Source organism: Candidatus Berkiella aquae (genome assembly GCF_001431295.2).
Taxonomy (GTDB): Bacteria; Pseudomonadota; Gammaproteobacteria; order Berkiellales; family Berkiellaceae; genus Berkiella; species Berkiella aquae.
This window is the reverse complement of record NZ_LKAJ02000001.1, coordinates 555,776-574,728: the sequence shown is the minus strand read 5'-3', so window position 1 is coordinate 574,728 and position 18,953 is coordinate 555,776. Positions and strand designations below refer to the sequence as shown.

The 18,953-nt window shown below is 37.7% G+C and carries 16 protein-coding genes and 1 pseudogene; 4 read left to right on the top strand and 13 right to left on the bottom strand.

The window, feature by feature from the left end; genetic code table 11:
- Position 1: 1 nt before the first annotated feature.
- The 4 genes from HT99x_RS02785 to HT99x_RS02770 form a co-directional block, all read right to left on the bottom strand.
- Positions 2–2,686 (bottom strand): hypothetical protein, encoded by a 2,685-nt coding sequence (locus HT99x_RS02785; RefSeq protein WP_139016575.1) that lies wholly within the window; start codon positions 2,684–2,686, stop codon positions 2–4.
- A 501-nt stretch (positions 2,687–3,187) separates the two neighbouring features.
- Positions 3,188–3,421, bottom strand: a complete 234-nt coding sequence (locus tag HT99x_RS02780) for a hypothetical protein (RefSeq protein WP_075065784.1) — start codon at positions 3,419–3,421, stop codon at positions 3,188–3,190.
- A 3-nt stretch (positions 3,422–3,424) separates the two neighbouring features.
- Complete coding sequence (locus HT99x_RS02775; protein WP_075065785.1) at positions 3,425–3,703, bottom strand: hypothetical protein; 279 nt, start codon at positions 3,701–3,703, stop codon at positions 3,425–3,427.
- Between the two features lie 176 nt (positions 3,704–3,879).
- Complete coding sequence (locus tag HT99x_RS02770) at positions 3,880–5,811, bottom strand: hypothetical protein (RefSeq protein ID WP_075065786.1); 1,932 nt, start codon at positions 5,809–5,811, stop codon at positions 3,880–3,882.
- A gap of 89 nt (positions 5,812–5,900) precedes the next feature.
- On the opposite strand from HT99x_RS02770, the gene HT99x_RS02765 reads away from it, so the two are divergent.
- The gene (locus HT99x_RS02765; protein WP_139016576.1) at positions 5,901–6,122 is read left to right on the top strand and encodes a hypothetical protein; all 222 of its coding nucleotides are present in this window, start codon (positions 5,901–5,903) and stop codon (positions 6,120–6,122) included.
- 9 nt (positions 6,123–6,131) lie between these two features.
- Here HT99x_RS02765 and HT99x_RS02760 read toward each other — a convergent pair whose 3' ends face one another.
- The 8 genes and pseudogenes from HT99x_RS02760 to glyA all read right to left on the bottom strand — a co-directional run bounded on the left by HT99x_RS02760 (position 6,132) and on the right by glyA (position 12,825).
- Positions 6,132–6,299 carry a hypothetical protein gene (locus HT99x_RS02760; RefSeq protein ID WP_158003365.1) on the bottom strand — a complete coding sequence of 56 codons (168 nt, stop codon included), beginning with the start codon at positions 6,297–6,299 and terminating at the stop codon, positions 6,132–6,134.
- Between the two features lie 245 nt (positions 6,300–6,544).
- Positions 6,545–8,164: a hypothetical protein gene (locus HT99x_RS02755; protein WP_075065787.1), complete on the bottom strand. Its 1,620-nt coding sequence runs from the start codon at positions 8,162–8,164 to the stop codon at positions 6,545–6,547.
- A 151-nt stretch (positions 8,165–8,315) separates the two neighbouring features.
- The gene (nusB, locus tag HT99x_RS02750) at positions 8,316–8,786 is read right to left on the bottom strand and encodes a transcription antitermination factor NusB (protein WP_075065788.1); all 471 of its coding nucleotides are present in this window, start codon (positions 8,784–8,786) and stop codon (positions 8,316–8,318) included.
- The gene (ribH, locus tag HT99x_RS02745) at positions 8,779–9,255 is read right to left on the bottom strand and encodes a 6,7-dimethyl-8-ribityllumazine synthase (protein ID WP_075065789.1); all 477 of its coding nucleotides are present in this window, start codon (positions 9,253–9,255) and stop codon (positions 8,779–8,781) included. Before ribH ends, nusB begins: the two co-directional genes overlap by 8 nt.
- Before the next feature lie 52 nt (positions 9,256–9,307).
- Positions 9,308–9,949 (bottom strand): annotated as a pseudogene (ribB, locus tag HT99x_RS02740) (3,4-dihydroxy-2-butanone-4-phosphate synthase); the annotation flags it as partial.
- Positions 9,936–11,069: a bifunctional diaminohydroxyphosphoribosylaminopyrimidine deaminase/5-amino-6-(5-phosphoribosylamino)uracil reductase RibD gene (gene ribD / locus HT99x_RS02735; protein ID WP_075065791.1), complete on the bottom strand. Its 1,134-nt coding sequence runs from the start codon at positions 11,067–11,069 to the stop codon at positions 9,936–9,938. The gene ribD and the pseudogene ribB, both read right to left, overlap by 14 nt.
- Positions 11,069–11,536 (bottom strand): transcriptional regulator NrdR, encoded by a 468-nt coding sequence (gene nrdR, locus HT99x_RS02730; RefSeq protein ID WP_075065792.1) that lies wholly within the window; start codon positions 11,534–11,536, stop codon positions 11,069–11,071. The genes ribD and nrdR overlap by 1 nt, the downstream gene beginning before the upstream one ends.
- Before the next feature lie 23 nt (positions 11,537–11,559).
- The gene (gene glyA / locus HT99x_RS02725) at positions 11,560–12,825 is read right to left on the bottom strand and encodes a serine hydroxymethyltransferase (RefSeq protein ID WP_075065838.1); all 1,266 of its coding nucleotides are present in this window, start codon (positions 12,823–12,825) and stop codon (positions 11,560–11,562) included.
- A gap of 129 nt (positions 12,826–12,954) precedes the next feature.
- On the opposite strand from glyA, the gene ettA reads away from it, so the two are divergent.
- The 3 genes from ettA to HT99x_RS02710 all read left to right on the top strand — a co-directional run bounded on the left by ettA (position 12,955) and on the right by HT99x_RS02710 (position 17,812).
- The gene (ettA, locus tag HT99x_RS02720; RefSeq protein WP_075065793.1) at positions 12,955–14,634 is read left to right on the top strand and encodes an energy-dependent translational throttle protein EttA; all 1,680 of its coding nucleotides are present in this window, start codon (positions 12,955–12,957) and stop codon (positions 14,632–14,634) included.
- A gap of 198 nt (positions 14,635–14,832) precedes the next feature.
- Entirely contained in the window at positions 14,833–15,324 is a 492-nt protein-coding gene (locus HT99x_RS02715; RefSeq protein WP_075065794.1) for a YbaK/EbsC family protein, read from the top strand.
- 103 nt (positions 15,325–15,427) lie between these two features.
- On the top strand, positions 15,428–17,812 hold the full coding sequence (locus HT99x_RS02710; protein WP_075065795.1) for a response regulator: 2,385 nt from the start codon (positions 15,428–15,430) through the stop codon (positions 17,810–17,812).
- Here HT99x_RS02710 and HT99x_RS02705 read toward each other — a convergent pair.
- Positions 17,809–18,933 carry a Rieske 2Fe-2S domain-containing protein gene (locus HT99x_RS02705; RefSeq protein WP_200957106.1) on the bottom strand — a complete coding sequence of 375 codons (1,125 nt, stop codon included), beginning with the start codon at positions 18,931–18,933 and terminating at the stop codon, positions 17,809–17,811. The two genes, HT99x_RS02710 and HT99x_RS02705, sit on opposite strands and share 4 nt — an antisense overlap.
- Positions 18,934–18,953 lie beyond the last annotated feature (20 nt).

Genomic DNA, 18,953 nt, shown 5'->3' with positions numbered 1-18,953 from the left:
TTTAATCGATAGGCATTAACGATCTTTCCAGATTAAATTCTGCGCGATACTGCTCCATAAAGTATTCAGCATTGTCACCAAAATTTTTAGCGATTTCAGCTAATTTTTGTTCATTAATATCATAACCGGTATTTGCTCGCTTTATGCCCATTTCTCCAGCTATCGCTTTAATTTTCGGGAGATTATCGGTTTCTTGCATCGATTTCCATTGCAGCATGTTTCCATTATTAAATCCTTTGAGGAAAATAGATTCATGCGCTTGGTATAGGCTAGGAATACGACATTTATCTGTTTTAAATCCTTGCCGAGCGGCAAGAAACCCTTCATATTCGCCGCGATAATAGGCTCGCTTTTTCTCAGAAAGAGAAGACCATACCGCTTCATGCCCTGTTTTAAATCCATTTATATATTGCTCGGCATACTGAGAAGAAAATTGTTGAGAAATCTTTTTAGTTAATTTATCGACATCTAATGGATAACCTCTCGCTGCATTCCTCGCTCCATGCACTTTACCCCATTCAACTACACTTAACTCCAGTGCTATTGCAGCTTCTTCTAAGCTTTCACCTTGTTCAGGAATCATTGGTTCATCGTTCGTGATTTCAAGTTGCGCAAGATATTGTTGTTCTTTGATCTTTTGCTTCTTGATAGCATCTGTCACTAATTCCTTTATTCGAGCGACCACTAGCTTTTGATGATCGCTAATATTTTCTAAAACCTTATCTTCTAGTTTTAACCAAGCATTAGCTAATTGAAAATCAGTATTGCCTTTCGCTTTATTCTGGGCGGCTTGATGACGCTCATGCCAGGCTACGCTATAAGGAATAACCCCCGCAATGCCTTCTTGTCCCTGAAGTTGCATTAACTGAATAATCGCTAACATGCTAAAATAATCTTCACCCCAGAGTAATGAAAAAGGCGAGAGGATATCCTGTAGCTCTTTATTCTGCGTTTGCAATTCATTTTTTATTGCGTCAAAATCAACGAAAGTAATTTTTGTGCCCAAATGTTGCTGTAAGTCTTCGATTTGAGCTGCTTCAAGCGGACGAGCGATGTTCTTATAGGGAGCATAGCTGCCAAGTGTTGCACATACCGCCCCTCTTTCTTTATAAGCTCTAAATAGTTGAAATAAAGCATCAACACTACCATCGGGAACAACTGTTTCTGCCATTTGGATTTGGCGCGTATTATCATCCATCAATATAAAATCTTTTAACTCATAATGATGAGCCAAAGCATAAGCCATAACGCGTTTAATGTTACAGCTTCGCAAATAGCTTGGCGGCTGTGATTCGGGTTGTTTTGCCACTTCACAAGATTCGATAATACATAATTTGATATGGGCTGGCAGTTTGCAAATAAAGGAACGACCCAAAGTGAATTGCATTTCTTCAAACTCTTTCTGTGATACCATCACAATAATGGTCGTTTGGTCTTTATCGGTTATCTTTGGCAACCATGCCGCTTCTTTTCTGCCCGCTCTGACAAAAATAACATTCTTTGAAAAAACGATTTCAGCATTACCTTTTTGCGAAGAATATAGCTTAATGGACCCTTTGATTCCTTGGGTGTCAAATTTAACATGGCCTGAGAATCTTCTTTTATTATCCGTTTCAAGCAACACTTCTTGAAATGAAACAAATGGGATGATATGACTTTTCGGCAACACTGATTCTTGGCTTGTTTTTGATGTCTCAGAATCAATTTTCCACGGAACGCTTAAAGCATCCTCAAGGTATTTTACTGAAACACCACCCTTGGTGCTCTGGATTGTTTGCGTTTTACCTGTTCTTTTTACTACTCTCTTCTTTTTATTATTAGTCAGCAATGATTCCCTAATAGTAGGATTTGCGATCCAACGCTCATAGTGCTCTATACTCATTTCAATACGTTTTCGACGTTGCTCAAATTTTACATCAATAGCTAATAATTTTGCTAAATTTACAAATGATTCCAGTAAAGTTTTGCCATCATAGTAATAAACACCATTTTTTTTATCTTTGGTTAATGCCTGCCCATAAGCATGGTATTTTTTAGCTCTCATTACAGAGAGAACTCCAATATATATTTTGTAGTTGGCAGCAGATATTTTTATTTGATTAGCATCTTCACATTTCTCAAAAAGATCAGATGGTAGTGAAAGCTTTTTGCATTTTTTAATCAAGTTGGAAAACATATACCTAAAAGTTTTTTTAGAAGCATATGTTTTTACATGGCAATTTTGATCTTTAACGAATAGAAATCCATGATCATCAACATTCATTGATGTCGATGTCGTTTGTGTTGTCACATTTAATGATGCACTAATGATAGGGTTTGTTATCCAGCGCGTATAATCACTCACGCTAATTTCAGTACGTTTATTTCTATTGTGAAATTTTACTTTAATATCCAATAGGGCTGCTAAAGCATTAAATGATCTTGTCTTATTCACAGGGTCATCGGAATTATAAAAATAAACATTTTTATGTTCATCTTTTGTTAAAGCAACACGATATATTTTACTCTGCTCAGCTTGTCTTTGTTTGCTTAGTTCAGCAAAAGCCTCATAATTCTCCTTTGATAAGGTTATTTCACCTTTTTTAAAGTTCCTACGAAGAATATTTTCCGGCAACGATAATGTTTTACATTTTGCTTTTAAAATATCATAAACCATTTGCAGTGATTCACTGTTAGACTTTTTCACAATGTAACAATTATTATTTTTATCAAAAATAAATTCCCGCCGCCTTACACTTTTCGAGAGAGATGCTTTGTTATTGATGAGTTTACTTTTCCATAGCGCATATTGGTTTTTAGGTATGCAAATACAATTATTTTTCTCTTCAATACTAAGCGTTATGCCAAGTTCTTTATGACTTCGATCAAAATGCCTTTTTAAATCATTATGAAGATTTTTCAGCGTTTCATTATTGACAGGTCTAGTATAAAAGCAATCTTCTCTTTCTTGAAATTCTCTTTTAGTTGCAAATGCTTTAGGGCGATATTTTTTTTGAATTAATTCGTTAAATAATTGATAACTTTTTTCATCTATGTCAACTCTATTCAGTTTGTTGTTTCTTTTTAACTCACCAGAGTGGTTGTTTCTGTTTAAGATTGCTCTTAAACAACTTAAGAGTCCTGTTAGTGTTTCTCCTGAGGTAGGAAATGTATAATAGCAATTTAATGTTTCATCTTTTTTAAATTCTCATTCATGAACTGGAACTCCCGCCCTTTTAACGAACAAATCCTCTTTAAAAATAAGATATTCTTCCGAAGAAATTTCAACCGTTTCATCTTGTGTTTTGACAAAGTTAACATTTATATCTCTTGTAGTAGCATATTTTGCTAAATTATTTTTTAACTTATTTGCTATTTCATTATTTAAAGGAATGGTAAATAAATTATTTCCACATTGAAAAAAAACGCGTTCTTTGGGCAAAATTCATTTTTTGCCAACCATTTGAGACGTTAATATGGCTTTTTGCCAATGAATAAAATTGGCTTTAGTTAATTTAATAGTTAAAGCAGCAGGATCAGTTTCAAACAACCCCTCTCCTAATTGGTGAGTTAGAACATCTTTTTTAAATTGAGCAAGCACTCGTTCAAATTGGCTATCACTATTTGCTCGTAATTCAAAACCAGGTTTATCTATGCTCTGATTCCACGTAAATAATTGACCAATTTCTTCATTTCGAACATTTTTTGTGGGGCCTTTTAACATTGGGGATATCTCGCATTGCTAAAGTAAATGCGAGGATTGTAACGCTGTAAAATAGTGTCAACAACTTTTTTAAAGAAAAATGTAGCGAGAATATCAGAACAAATATAAAAAAATAAAAATTTCGAATAAAATGCTGCCCACGTTAATATGGACAGCATATGTTATGTAAAAGAACATTACATAGTCATGGTGACTTTGTTATTTTGCAATTGCTGCTGAAATTGAACAATGCTGTGAAACAAGTTATCTTGTAGCGCATCTTTAGCAGGCAGAGGTTGTTCGTGGTTAACCTTTCCATCTACCTTTGGATAGAAAACAACGTTATCACCTTCTAATGCCGCATGAAAATAACGATTGGCAATATACAACGTATTATTATAGCGACTCCTTCCTAGTTGAAAATCATATTGTGCTCCCACAGAGTCCGCTTGCATTGGTATGCAAACGCCTGGTAGGGGATTCTTGCTTTGCGCTACTTTTTGCATGAAAGCTTTAACCTGATTTAATGATTCTATGGTTGGATCAATAACAGGTTGAATTTCATGTGCAAATTGATTCAAAATTGGTTTTGTCGTGGTTTGTGTTTTAGCTGCTTGCAGTGATTTTAATTGACTAACGATGCTTGAGAGTAAATTTTCATCAGCTACTTCTTCATAGTTTACTTTATTTTTGTAATCGACAATACCTTCATGTTTTTTATAGAATGAAAGGGTTCCATTTTCTTCTAAAGCCACATGAATATTACGGTTGCTAATATAAAATAATCCACTGGTGGATCCTACGCCCACTTGAAAATTATATTGGCTACCAATCCTCTCTTTTTTGATCTCCATACACTTACCTCTTTTTAGATGAGCATATTTGTTTTTAGCCCTTGAGATAAATTTTATTAGTATATCCAAATCTTTATTATGCGCATTGGTTGATAATTTTGGCGCAGACACTTGTGGTACACAAACATCCACCTTAGCAGCCTCTTCGTCTTTTGCTTTTAATTCTAATACTGGCTGATTATTCAACGTATACAATACTTTATAGTCAGCAATGTTCCGCATTTTACCAAAGCTATTATCGATATTGAAACAATGCTCTAAATTAGGACTACCCGAATCATGACCATGGGCATAATTAATCTTAAAGCCATTATGTATGGCAGGACGTTTGATATAGTTTTCATCATATATTCTATTCCAGATACTGCGTACAAACGGGTTATCTGTCTTTACATATCCACTGTAAAGCCTGCTCATTTCTTCAGCAGGAAATAATTCATGCATTCTTTTTTGTTCAACATAGTTTTCAGTAAAATGCTTATTAATATTATCTATAGTTTGTGCTAATTCTTTCGCAGAACCGTCTTTAAATGGCACATTAAATTTCAGTGCTTCTTCTTCAATGGTTTCAAGGCCCACTCCAGCATGACTAAAGAAAGTTATTTCATCTCCTTTTTCATTTAAATTATAGAAAAACAACCTTAAAGTAGGCTCATATATTTTTTTGATTAAATTATCGACATAAGGACGAGTGATGTTAGGAAAATTTTCACTATCAATTAATACTTGAAGATTTTGCATCGAACAAGCATGCTCATACATTAATAATGATTGCTCTTCAGAAGGGAATCCATAACCACATTGAAAGTTAAGACCACGTTCATAGAGTTTAAGTGGTTCAATGGTATGATTGGATATGCTCACATTTTTCAGTATTTTTGCATCAACCATTTTTTCCATCAATAACCAAACGAAAAGATCGCATTTCCCTCGATCGCCCGCTTCATCTCCTACCATCTGGAAGAATACATTTTTCAGCGAAGGATTAAAATGTGATTTATCATTATGCAGTAATGCTTGAAATGCACTTATATCCTCTTCGGTTAATTCGTCAATTTCTTTTTGATAAATTGTTTTTGCAAAATATTCATATTCTTCTTTGGTAATTCCAAGCAACAACCCTTCGCGAATGAGCGAATGTAAAATACTCAACACATTCCCATGCGCATCACCCATCGTTATTGCCAGGTTTTCATGGTGCTGATGATCTTCAATCTTGGATGGAAATTCTAGAATATTTACTTTAGATTCTTGATGTAATTGTGCTTCTGACATGGCAAAACCCTTGTATGAACTAAACATAATGCATATATGCCCGTTCATCATTGAAACTAGGGGTTACCAGTCCTCACAGAGGGTCCTGAGTGAGAAGACATATTCTGGTGTTCAATATATATACCAGGTATTTTCCTGACAATGTTGTTACTCAGCAAAATAGTGCCACTTATCTCAATCAAGATATTTGTTCGAATATGAGTAAAAAAAGCATGAGATCGCTACAAAATAAAGAAAGAGAAGCCCAACAGGGCTTAGTGTTATCCCCACGTTGCGCGGCGAGCGAAGCACAATCATTGCAACGTGGGTAAATGTATTATTTATTCTAAATTAAAAATAGGTTCATAATTATTTAAGGACAATGAAGAAGTTTCTGTCGCATCTAATAAATCTTGGTTTGCATTCTCTGTTTCAACAGCAAGTTCTGCATTGCATTCATCACAACCACCAGAAATAGTAGATAACATTGCATTTTCTAATGTAAACATTTTTTAAATTCCCTATTTATTTTAAGCTAATAAAACCGCTGCATGATATTCAGCGCTACTACAAAGCATTAACCTTGTAGATACACTCAAATTACAATGGAGTGCAGCCAGAAACAATCTTTCGCTTTCAGTGCATGACTAATGGTTACAATAAGCAGATAATTGGTTTGCTTTGCAATACTTAGAATTATAACTTTATATATTATGCAGAAAAAAAGGAGAACCCTGTTCTCCTTTTTTATTATTTACTTATTTCTTGCGCAGTGAACTTTTCGAATGAGCTTTTCGTTGTTTTCTTGTTGCGCTTCAAGGCCTGCATAATAGGCTTTGGGTGAGCGATACGCTTGCCAAGCAACAAAACTATAAACCCTTGAACCATAACTTTTTGTAGCATTAACGCCAATATCAAAAGCCGCTTGCTGTGTTCCACTCAATTGTTTAATTTCATCAGAACTTTTTTCAACATACGTTTGATACTGATCGCGTTTGAATGATTTGAATAATTCGCGCCCGGTTCTTAAGAGCCCAACGCCTGCAAATACCAACGTTACCTTCACAATGAGTCCTAACGCTAACCCCAATCCTAACCCGTAATGTGCACCCACTAAACACGCAGAAATTGCTAACAATGTGAAAAAGTCCTTCAATATTTCTTGCGTTTGCCTTTTTTTGATTTCTTGGTACTTGTTCACTGGTATAGTTAAAAACTGGCATTGCATTTCTTTATTACAAATAGGGCTAAAATTATTCCCCTTTCTAGCCAAATTCTCAGCAATCGCTGCATCCACACTGCCATAATGCATTTCATTACCGGTAGGTGCATGCGGATCAGAACAATTGGTGGTTGCGGTGATATATTTTTTGGAAGTTTGTGCTAATGCATCTTGATTGGTAGCAGAAAACTCAATGTCATGTTGGGCACAAATACTTGCAATTTCGTTTAAGGTATTCTCAATTACAACATTATCGACTTCTTTATAAAACGGAAGTTCAATACGTTTTATTTTATTTCTTTGTGCTAAAGGAAGCTTAAGCCATTGATACAACCCAAGCAAAACACCTTTAGTTAAATGTTCAGATAGCTGATTTTTGGCTTCGCCTTCTAAATCTTCTGCAAAAAAACCTGCGCCATATTTTAAAAATTTAAAATTGAGCTCTTTTTCTTCATTCTTAGCTTGAATATGAAGTGCTTTTGCGGCCAATATAAAATCCTGTGCGATAAATGCATAATATGCTTGAGTATCAAAATACACTTCTTTGTCTTTAAATGTACCTTTGATAAATCGATTGGTTTTGTTCTTGCGCGCGTCACTATAAGTCGGTTTATTTTCACCCACCGTATTGAGGTATATTTCTTGATCTAAATCACCTTGAGGAAAATCATTATTTACAGCAATTAAAACATGCCGCCCTGTATTATCGAGTTGTTGAAATTGCAAACCGGGTAAATCACAAACATAAACTTCTTTATTTAATTTTGATTTTGGCTGCCCTGCGGGATACCCGCCAAAATGGGTTGCAACATCTTTTCCAACAATCACACAATGCTTTACTAAATCGCGCAAGGCAATGATGATTTTTTTATCAATCCCATTATATTGGTCATATTGAATAATACCGGTGGTATTTGCACTTTCATTGCGTGCAATCGCAACGAGATCGATTAAAGTTAATTTATCAGCAATTTTATATTTCGCACCGTTGCGATTGCCAATCGCAAATGTCGAGCCTTTTAATTTCTCTGATAATTTTTCTAAGGCTTTTTCAACCCAGTGAGGTGCAAAAATTTGCACCGCTTTATCATTAGCAACTGTTTTTGCATTTTGTCCAACACGAAATTGAATTATTCCACTTTTACCAGCCATGCGTGAGTTTCCCGACATACAAAAGTTGGATTATCAAATAAATAACAGGCTGAGTCAATTAAAAATACTGTATTTTTCAGGTTGTTTTATACATTTGAACTTTGGAACCATTTGAAAAGTGTTTTCTCATGGTTCCAATAAGAAGTGATTATTATGCAGACGCTAATTCTCTGCGACGTAAGGCTTTTGCGGTTTTATCTAAGACACCATTAACAAATTTATGGCTATCTTGCGCACCAAATTGCTTGGCTAATAAAATAGCTTCGTTAATCACAACTTTATAAGGGATCTCAGGGCGTTCACTGAGTTCATAAATAGCGATCAGCAACACTGCATATTCAACCGGATTCAGATCTTCTAATGGGCGATCAAGATGTGGTCTCATCAAATCATCTAACGTCGATTTTCTAGCTGCTATTCCATGAATCAGCTCATGAACATAAGGCGCATCAAAAGAAATCTTAGGCATAATATCAACAGTTTGAGGATTGAACTGGAAATCGCTAGCAACGAGATCTTGTTCAATACTTGGTATACTGTTATTGGTTAAAACCCAAGCGTATAGTCCCTGCAAAGCAAGCCAGCGCGATCCGTGCCGGCCATGTACTTTTTTACTAGTCATGAATTTTTCTCAATAAATTCATCATTTCAATTAATGCCGTTGCTGCTTCAAAGCCTTTATTACCAGCGGTTGAGCCTGAGCGTGCGATAGCTTGTTCCATGTTCTCAGTCGTTAATACGCCCAAAGTCATTGGAATATCGGTTTTGAGCTGTGCTTGCATAACACCTTGGGCACACCCCCCTGCAACATAATCAAAATGTGCAGTATCACCTCGAATCACAACGCCCAGTGTAATAATACCGGAATAACGACCCGTTTTTGCAGCAGCTTGAGCTGCCAAAGGGATTTCATAACCACCAGGGACCTTGATCAGATCAATATTTTCTTCTTTCACACCATGGCGCAATAAGGCATCTTTAGCCCCATCGATCAGTTTGTCCACCATAAAATCATTAAATCGCGATGCAACAATCGCAATATTCCCTTTCGGGGTCATTAAATCACCAACAATCTCACGTGAAGTTGTCATCTTGCCGCTCCTTTTATGGGGTCGTCTATCTTACTCAAATTTAAGCCGAAATGAAATCTGTGAGGCTACTCGCTTCTTCTACTGCCTCTAGGCGTTGCCGATAGGCAACCAAATCGGCAATCGTTCCTAATTTCAAGCCATGCTTTTGCGCAAAGACCTTGAGCTCAGGTAATCTTGCCATCGTCCCGTCTTCATTGAGGATCTCACACAAAACACCTGCTGGTGCTAATCCCGCCAAATGGGCTAAATCCACACTCGCTTCGGTATGTCCTGGACGCTCTAGTACGCCACCTGGTAATGCCATGATAGGAAAAATATGCCCTGGTTGTACCACATCTTCTGGTTTTGCTTTGGGATGCACCGCGGTCAAAATGGTATGCGCTCGCTCTTTGGCTGAGATCCCGGTGGTGACGCCTTGCGCAGCTTCAATAGAAAGCGTGAAATTGGGAGCAATTTTAGAATGATTCGTACCACGAATACGTGCTAACCCTATCTGCTCGCAACATTCTTTTGACATAGGTAAACAGATTAACCCACAAGCTTCTCGCGCCATAAAGGTAATGTGTTTGTCTGTTACCATTTGCGCGGCCATGATGATATCACCTTCGTTCTCACGATCTTCATCATCAATCATAATGACCATTTTGCCTTGACGAATATCTTCAATAATTTCTTCTGTGCTATGAATGGTCATGATGTCTCCTCGCAAAATCACTTATTGCTATTCTAAAACGCGCATCTGTCCCTATCTTATCAATCGATAAATATTTTCCCTGAATATTTTCATTTAATTGGTGAATACTGGGAAGATGAGCCATGCTAATACTATTATTTCCCAAAAGCTTAGGCGCAACATAAACTAATAATTCATCAATCAAGCCTTTTTCTAACAATGCACCAACAAATTGCGCACCCGCTTCAATCATCACTTCATTGACGGTTTTTTCCGTTAACCAGGCTAATAAGGCGTTGAAATCAACATGCTCATTCTCTTCAGATAAAGCAATGCATTCTACTTCGCCTTGCACCTTATTTTGCCATGCGGATATAGCTTGTGAAGTGTGCTTTGTGCAAGAAACCGCAACCACCGTTTTACCGGCTTGAGAAAAAATTTGACTTGACTGTGGGGTTTTTAGCTGTGTATCGAATAGGATACGCAGCGGTTGCTTTGCCCCTGGAATATCTCTTACGGTTAAACGACAATCATCCTGTATGACGGTTGCTGCTGTTGTGACAATAGCGCAGCTTCTGGCGCGCCATTTTTGTACATCAGCACGTGCATCAGTTGAGGTTATCCACTGGCTCTCGCCGGTTTTCATGGCTATTTTACCATCAAAACTCATTCCCAACTTTGCTCGCACATACGGCCTGCTTCTTTGGAAACGTGAATAAAAACCTGGATTTAAGGCTTTCGCTTCTTGGGTTAAAACCCCTTGGGTAACCAAAATGCCAGCCTCTTGCAATAGTTGAACCCCTTTACCATTCACTTGAGGGTTGGGATCTCCTGCGGCAATAACCACATGCTTAATGCCCGCTTGAATAACGGCATTCACGCAAGGGCCCGTTTTACCAGTATGGGCGCAGGGCTCTAACGTCACATATAACGTTGCGCCCTTGGCTAATTCTTTTGCTTGTTGTAATGCATGAATTTCCGCATGTGCCTGACCATATTGAAGGTGACAGCCTTCCCCTACAATCTGTTGATTGGCAACAATCACACAACCCACCATGGGATTGGGCTTTGCGCCATATTCACCTTGTTTTGCTAAGTGAATTGCTTGGCGCATATACATTTCATCAATATTATTTGACATTATTTAGCCGTTTCATGCTCTTGACGTAAACGTTGAATTTCTTCTTCAAAGGCATGAACATCCTGAAAACGCCGATACACGGATGCAAAACGCACATAAGCAACATGATCAATTTGTCGCAATTCTTGCATGATCCAATCACCTAGCACTTTGGTTAATACCTCACGCTCTCCCACCGCACGCAAACGACGCTTAATACGACTAATCGCATCTTCAACTTGTTCCATGCTAACAGGACGTTTTTCTAATGCTCGTAATAACCCTTGACGAAGCTTATTTTCATTAAAAGCTTCACGGCTAGCATCTCGCTTAACCATCCGTGGCAAAGTAAGCTCTGCGGTCTCATAGGTCGTAAAACGTTCTTGACATTCAAGACATTCACGACGGCGACGTATTTGATCGCCTTCACCAGAAAATCGCGAATCAACCACTTTTGTTTCTGTTGCATTACAAAATGGACAACGCATCGCTTTACTCCTTTATGCAGTCCTTAGCCTTTGGGTGGACCATAGACCGGGAAGGACCGGCACAATGTAACCACTTCTTTTTTCACTCTTTCTTGTGTTGCGACATCTTGAATATTATCCAGAATATCTGCCATCCAATTGGCTAATATTTGCATTTGTTCTTCTTTAAAACCACGTGTCGTCACCGCTGGCGTTCCAACGCGCAAACCACTTGTGACAAATGGCGAACGTGGATCGTTAGGTACAGTATTTTTATTAACCGTAATATTGGCAAGACCTAACGCTGCATCGGCTTCTTTACCGGTATAACTTTTATCGATTAAATCGATTAAAAATAAATGGTTTTCTGTTCCGTTAGAAACAATTTTATAACCACGTGCTTGTAAGGCTTTAGCTAATGCTTTTGCGTTTTTAACCACTTGTTTTTGATAAGTTATAAATTCTGGTTGTAATGCTTCTTTTAATGCAACCGCTTTTGCAGCAATCACATGCATTAAGGGACCGCCTTGGGTTCCTGGAAACACCATCGAATTAATACGTTTTTCAATCTCAGGATTTGCTTTCGCTAAAATGAGTCCACCACGAGGACCCCGTAAGGTTTTATGGGTTGTGGTTGTCGTGATATCAGCAATACCGACTGGCGAAGGATAAATCCCCGCTGCAACAAGCCCTGCGACATGAGCCATATCAACCATTAAATAAGCATTCACGCTATCGGCAATTTGTCGAAAACGTTCCCAATCAGCAATGCCTGAATAAGCCGAAAAACCTGCAACAATTAAGCGTGGACGATGTTCTTCAGCTAAACGCTGGACTTGATCATAATCAATTTCGCCTGTGCTTGCTGAAAGTCCGTACTGTACAGAATTGTAAATTTGACCGGAAAAATTGACTTTAGCACCATGGGTTAAGTGGCCACCATGATCTAAGCTCATCCCTAAAATGGTGTCACCCGCTTTTAATAAAGCCATATAAGCAGCAGCATTCGCTTGAGAGCCAGAATGAGGTTGCACATTGGCAAAATCTGCCTTGAACAACTCTTTAGCTCGCTCGATAGCTAATCTTTCAGCTTCATCGACATACTCACAGCCGCCATAGTAGCGTTTTCCTGGATAACCTTCCGCGTATTTATTGGTTAAATCAGAGCCTTGCGCTTCTAATACGCGAGGGCTCGCGTAATTTTCAGAGGCAATCAGTTCGATATGCTCTAGCTGGCGAAGGGTTTCTTGCTTGAGTGCTTCAGCCAATTCATCGTCAAAACCACGAATATGCATGTCTTGGGTGAACATCATTTCTTCCTTAAAAGCCGCCATTGTAACTCACTCGCAGGCCCACGCCCATCCTTTTAAGACCAAATGATTGAATTAGCAGGCCCGTTAGGTTAGCGTGTACCTCACAAAAATTCGGAGAAAGCATCTATGTCTAATAAAACCATCTTTTCAATGCTGGAAGTTGGCAAAATCGTCCCTCCTAAACGAGAAATTCTGAAAGATATCTCGCTGTCATTTTTCTACGGCGCCAAAATCGGCGTCTTGGGTCTTAACGGCTCAGGTAAATCTTCATTATTGCGCATTATCGCAGGTGAAGACAAAGAATATGTCGGCGAAATAACTTACCAGAAGGGCTTACGCTTTGGTTATTTACCCCAAGAACCTCGTTTGGATCCCAACAAAACCGTGCGTGAAAATGTGGAAGATGGCGTACGTGCACTCAAAGATAAATTAATTCGATTTGATGAGATTAGCACGCTCTTTGCTGAGCCTATGGACGATGATGCGATGCAGACGCTCTTAGATGAACAAGCCAAGCTACAAGATGAAATCGAAGCAGCAGATGGGTGGAATCTCGATAGAAAATTAGATATTGCTGCCGATGCTTTACGTCTTCCTGCCTGGGATGCTGATGTCACCTCACTCTCAGGGGGTGAAAAACGCCGTGTAGCACTGTGTAAACTGTTGTTATCAGCACCTGATGTCTTATTGCTTGATGAACCAACCAACCATCTTGACGCTGAAAGTGTTGCGTGGATGGAAAAATATTTACAAAACTTCCCAGGTACCGTCATTGCTGTTACCCACGATCGATACTTCCTCGATAATGTTGCAGGTTGGATTTTAGAATTAGATAAAGGCCGAGGTATTCCTTTTGAAGGCAATTACAGTAGCTGGTTAATCCAAAAAGAACAACGACTTGAACAAGAAAAACGCCAAGAAGCTTCTCACCAACGCGCTGTTAAATCGGAGTTGGAATGGGTTCGTTCTAATCCACAAGGTCGACGTAAGAAAAACAAAGCACGTATTTCTAACTTTGAAGAATTAAATTCAAAAGAATTTCAACAACGTAACGAAACCCAAGAGCTTTATATTCCACCAGGACCACGTCTTGGGGAAAATGTTATTCAAGCCAATGCTATTTCTAAGACATTGGGTGGTAAATTATTAATTGATAAACTCTCAATCAATATTCCACGAGGCGCGATCATCGGGATTATCGGCCCTAACGGTGCGGGTAAAACCACTTTCTTCAAAATGATGTGTGGTTTAATTGAACCTGATGAAGGTAATGTTACTATTGGTGACACCGTTAAGCTTGCTTATGTTGATCAATCACGCGATGCGTTAGATGATAAAAAGACGGTATGGCAAGAATTATCCGATGGTCAAGATTTCATTACGGTTGGTCAATTTTCGATGCCTTCTCGTGCTTATGTTGGTCGCTTTAACTTTAAAGGAGCTGATCAGCAAAAGGTTATTGGCAATCTTTCCGGTGGTGAACGCAATCGTGTGCATTTAGCTAAACTTCTGCAATCCGGTGGGAATGTGTTACTCCTTGACGAACCAACCAACGACTTAGACGTTGAAACATTACGAGCGCTTGAAGAGGCACTGGTGTCATTCCCTGGCTGCGTTTTGGTTATCTCCCACGATCGCTGGTTCCTAGACAGAATTGCAACCCATATCATTGCTTTTGAAGGTGATAGCCAAATCAAATGGTTTGAGGGTGGCTATAGTGAATATGAAAAAGATCACTTAGCACGCCTTGGTACCGATGCGATTAATCCCCATCGGATCCGATATAAAAAGTTGGAAGAAGTTTAATGCTTCGACATCATTGCAAGCACTCTAATCGAGTGCTTTGCAAGTGATGAGTTTACAGATAAAAATCCCCCGCTCGTAGCATGCTTCGCATCCACGAGCTGCCCCCTTTGAATAAAAGGGGGCAGCGAGCTTTTAAGCGAGCGGGGGATTTTTATCTTAATTGCCCAAACAACAAGCTAGTATAATTGAGAACTCACTATGCTCGACCAAACCCTCATTCAATTTTTAAACCAGCATCAACTGCCTTTTAAAATTCATGAACATGAACCCATCTTTACCGTAGAAGAAGGGTTACATCTGCATGAAATTATCCCCGGACCTCACTGTAAATCACTTTTTTTAAAAGATCATAAAAAAAACTTTATATTAGTGAGTCTACGAGAAGAAAAACGCGTTGATCTTAAAGCATTATCACTGCTTTTAAATAAAGGGCGATTATCTTTTGGTAAACCAGAAGAATTACTTGCCAAGTTAAAATTAACCCCAGGTTCTGTGACCCCTTATGGTTTATTGTTCGATGAAAATCATGAAGTCAGCTTTTTTCTCGATGAAGATTTAGCGGAAGATGATTTGACTAATTTTCACCCAATGAGAAACGATAGGACCTTATCCATGCCAATTCATTCCTTTCTCCAATTTTTCGTATTAATTGAACACTCTCCTACTATTGTGAAGATCCCCACAATCTAACATTTACTTTTTTTGTACTGTTCAAACACCTGATCGCCCTCAAGGATTGGGAGTTAATTTTCGATATATTGAGAATATTCCTTATAATACGTTTATCCGTTATATGACATTACTCAGTATTCGCGATAAATTAGTTTTATTTTCAAGCGCCATCATTTTTTTGGTCGCTATCACTATTACTATTGCTTCATACCTGAATGAAAGAAAAGAATCATTAGAAGCTTATCAACATGAAGCCAATCGCGTCGCGCGAATGATAGAAGCGCCTCTTATCGAAGAAATTAGTAAAGATAATATCAGTGAGGTAATTAAGCAATTACAAAATTTGAAGGTCAATCCTGATATTCAAGACACTGTTATTTTAAATACACAAGGCCAAATTATTGCCGAACTTTCCCCCTCTTACAACCAACAAAATGAGCAATTCTTTAAGCCATTTATGGAGCAACTTTTAAAATCTACAGGGCTTAATACTTTCGTTGGTGAAAGATTAATGGTTGCAGGTGGCCCACTTAAAAATGATGGCAAAACCATTGGCTATCTTTATATTCAATTTTCTCTGGATAAACATTATCAACGCTTAAGAACTACTTTATTTAGTAACTTATTTATTCTTGGCGTGTGCTTATCCATTGGCCTTATTTTAGCCAGAATATTATCAAACCATTTTACCAATCCTATTATTGATCTCATTCGCTTGACCAATAATATCAGTTCAGGAAATAAAGATGTTACCTTCCCCAAACCGACTAATAAAGAGTTTGGCATATTAAATCAATCGCTCAAAATTATGTTTAGAAATTTACAACAAACGAATACTCAATTAGAAGAGGCAACGATTGAGTTAGACAAAAAAGTCAAAGACAGAACAAAAGAACTTGAAAAAGCAATGTCCATTGCCGAAGAAGCTAATCTTGCCAAATCACGATTTTTAGCTAACGTATCGCATGAAATTCGTACTCCTATGAATGGATTAATTGGCACAGCGAGCTTATTGAAAAATACTCAACTTGATCATGAGCAACGACAATATGTTGAAATTATGCAGCTTTCAGCAGAATCTTTACTAAATCTTATTAATGATATTCTGGATCTATCAAAAATTGAATCTGGCAAGCTAGAAGTAGAAGAGATCCCATTAAATATCAGACAAGTCGCTGAAGAAGTAATGGATTTACTAGTATACCGGGTAAAAGATAAAAACCTTAGCTTGGGTTGTGTTGTTGATAAAAACATTCCAGAGAAGTTACTAGGTGATCCTAGTCGTATAAGACAAATACTACTCAATTTAGTCGGTAACGCAATTAAATTTACTCAACAAGGATTTATTAAAATTACGATTTCAACTTTATCTGAAAGCGCTGACAATGTAATGATAAAATTGAATGTTGAAGATAGCGGAATGGGGATCCCTACTAATAAGCTTGATCGCTTATTTAAGGCATTCAGTCAAGTCGATGCTTCAACAACACGTCATTTTGGTGGTACAGGGCTTGGATTGGCTATCTCAAAAAAACTCGCCGAATTAATGGGTGGGGAAATAGGCGTAGAAAGTGAAATGGGTGCGGGGTCTTCTTTTTGGTTTACCCTATCTTGCAAAAAGGAAGGTGAAAATGTAGCATCATACTCTCAAGCACTAAAAAACAAGCGTCTGTTGGTTTTAGAAGATGATGTCGTTAATCTTGAAGTTTTAAAAAATATTTTACCTAAATTTGAATGCAACGCCATTTTTACCAAAAAACAAGAATTAACATTCTCTGCGTTAAAACAAGCTTATGATACCCAAGCTCCTATCGATATCTTAATTGTTAATCAAAAAATGATTAATCCTGATTTTTTTGCACAAGCTAGAAATAATTATCTTGCAGCACAAACACCTATTATTTTTATTACATACGAATCTAATGCTACTTATTTTAAAGAGTATTTTAGTTTAGAAAAAAGTGACATTTTCCAGATCCCATTAAAAGAAGCGGAAATTTATCATAGTCTCCTTCGAGTTCTTGGTGAAGAAACAGCCGCCAGTGCCGCAAAGCTATCAACCCCTACTGAAATTATTCCTTTTGAAAATGCTAAAGATATTCAAATTTTAGTGGTTGATGACAACTTAATTAGCCAACAAGTGTCTATTAAAATATTGCAGCAAATGGGTTTCACAGTGCATGGCGCCAACAATGGGAAAGAAGCCTTGGAAGCTATTCATATTTTACAATTCGATATTGTTTTTATGGACTGTCAAATGCCAGAAATGGATGGATATGAAGCAACACGTATATTACGCCAAGATAGTAGTAAGGCCAATATTCCTATTATTGCGCTCACGGCCAATGCCATGAAAGGTGATAAAGAAGCCTGCATTAATGCAGGGATGACCGACTATATTACCAAACCCATTAAAGCCGCTTCATTAGCAAAGATTTTACATAAATACGCTGATCTGATTAAAGCGAACAAAGCTACTAGCTCACAACAATCAGCAAAAGGCTAGGGCTTACCAATATCCCTAGCTGACCATTTTGAAGGTTTTAAACGGTTTATATAAGCAATATACTTAGCAATGGGTTGGTCAATTTTTAGCAAACTGTTGGTATTAAACCGAATATTTTCATATATCATCCCATCTTCTTCTTTGAGAAAATAAAATAATCTTTGTGTCAACCATAAAAGAAAATGACTTATTATCCACCCCAATACTCCTTTGCGCTTTTGTGTCACATAAATGGGCACCACTTTTGAGCGTTTTTCTTTTAAAGGCAAATAAGCGTAAAGCATGTGTAACATTGGCAAATTCCACTTGCCGAATAATTTAACATTTTGCATCATTGTCAATGCACCTATCGTACCGTATGCATAAATCATACGATAAGCATATTGCCCACCAAATAATTTTCTCATCCATTGAGCCCGCTTATTACCTTGAGGAAATTCACCGCGCATTGAAATCTCTAAATGGTGAGGCTGCGGCTCGCATAGACTTGCTTGCATATTAACAGCGAGATCATGAACCGTGCGCAAATGTTGAGCATCAATGCCATTGACCATCGTAATATGAAAATGACACCCTCGAAAATAAGCTTCATCGTGTTTAAAGAAGATTGCTTTATCTTCTAATTCTGGGATTTCAAGCACTTTCGCTTTTGAACTTTGATCTGGCCAAATCCAAATATAACCATATTTTTCAGTAACCGCATAATGCGCTAAACATACATTGCTAGGAACTTCTTCTTGGCAAGGGATATCAACACATTGGCCGTTTTCGTTAAATTGCCAATGATGAAATAAGCATTGAATGTTTTCACCAATAACATTCCCAAGCCCTAAGTCAACTCCCATATGTGGACAAAATGCATCTAAAGCATAAACACTCCCAGAATCTCCACGAAAAAAAACAATACGTTGCTTGCCAAGCAAGCATGATTTGGCCGTTGCTTTCTTCAAATCACTACTTTTAAGCGCTATATACCAACCTTCAGTCATAACGTCCCAGTTATTAAAGACAGTATGCTCTCTTAATTGTTGTGTTTGTATATTGAGTTGTTCAGGGATAAAATACATCGTTAACTTTGCTATTGCTTGAAGACTGTGCAAAACATCGAATGAATATAACACGCAGAATTCGTATCTTAAAA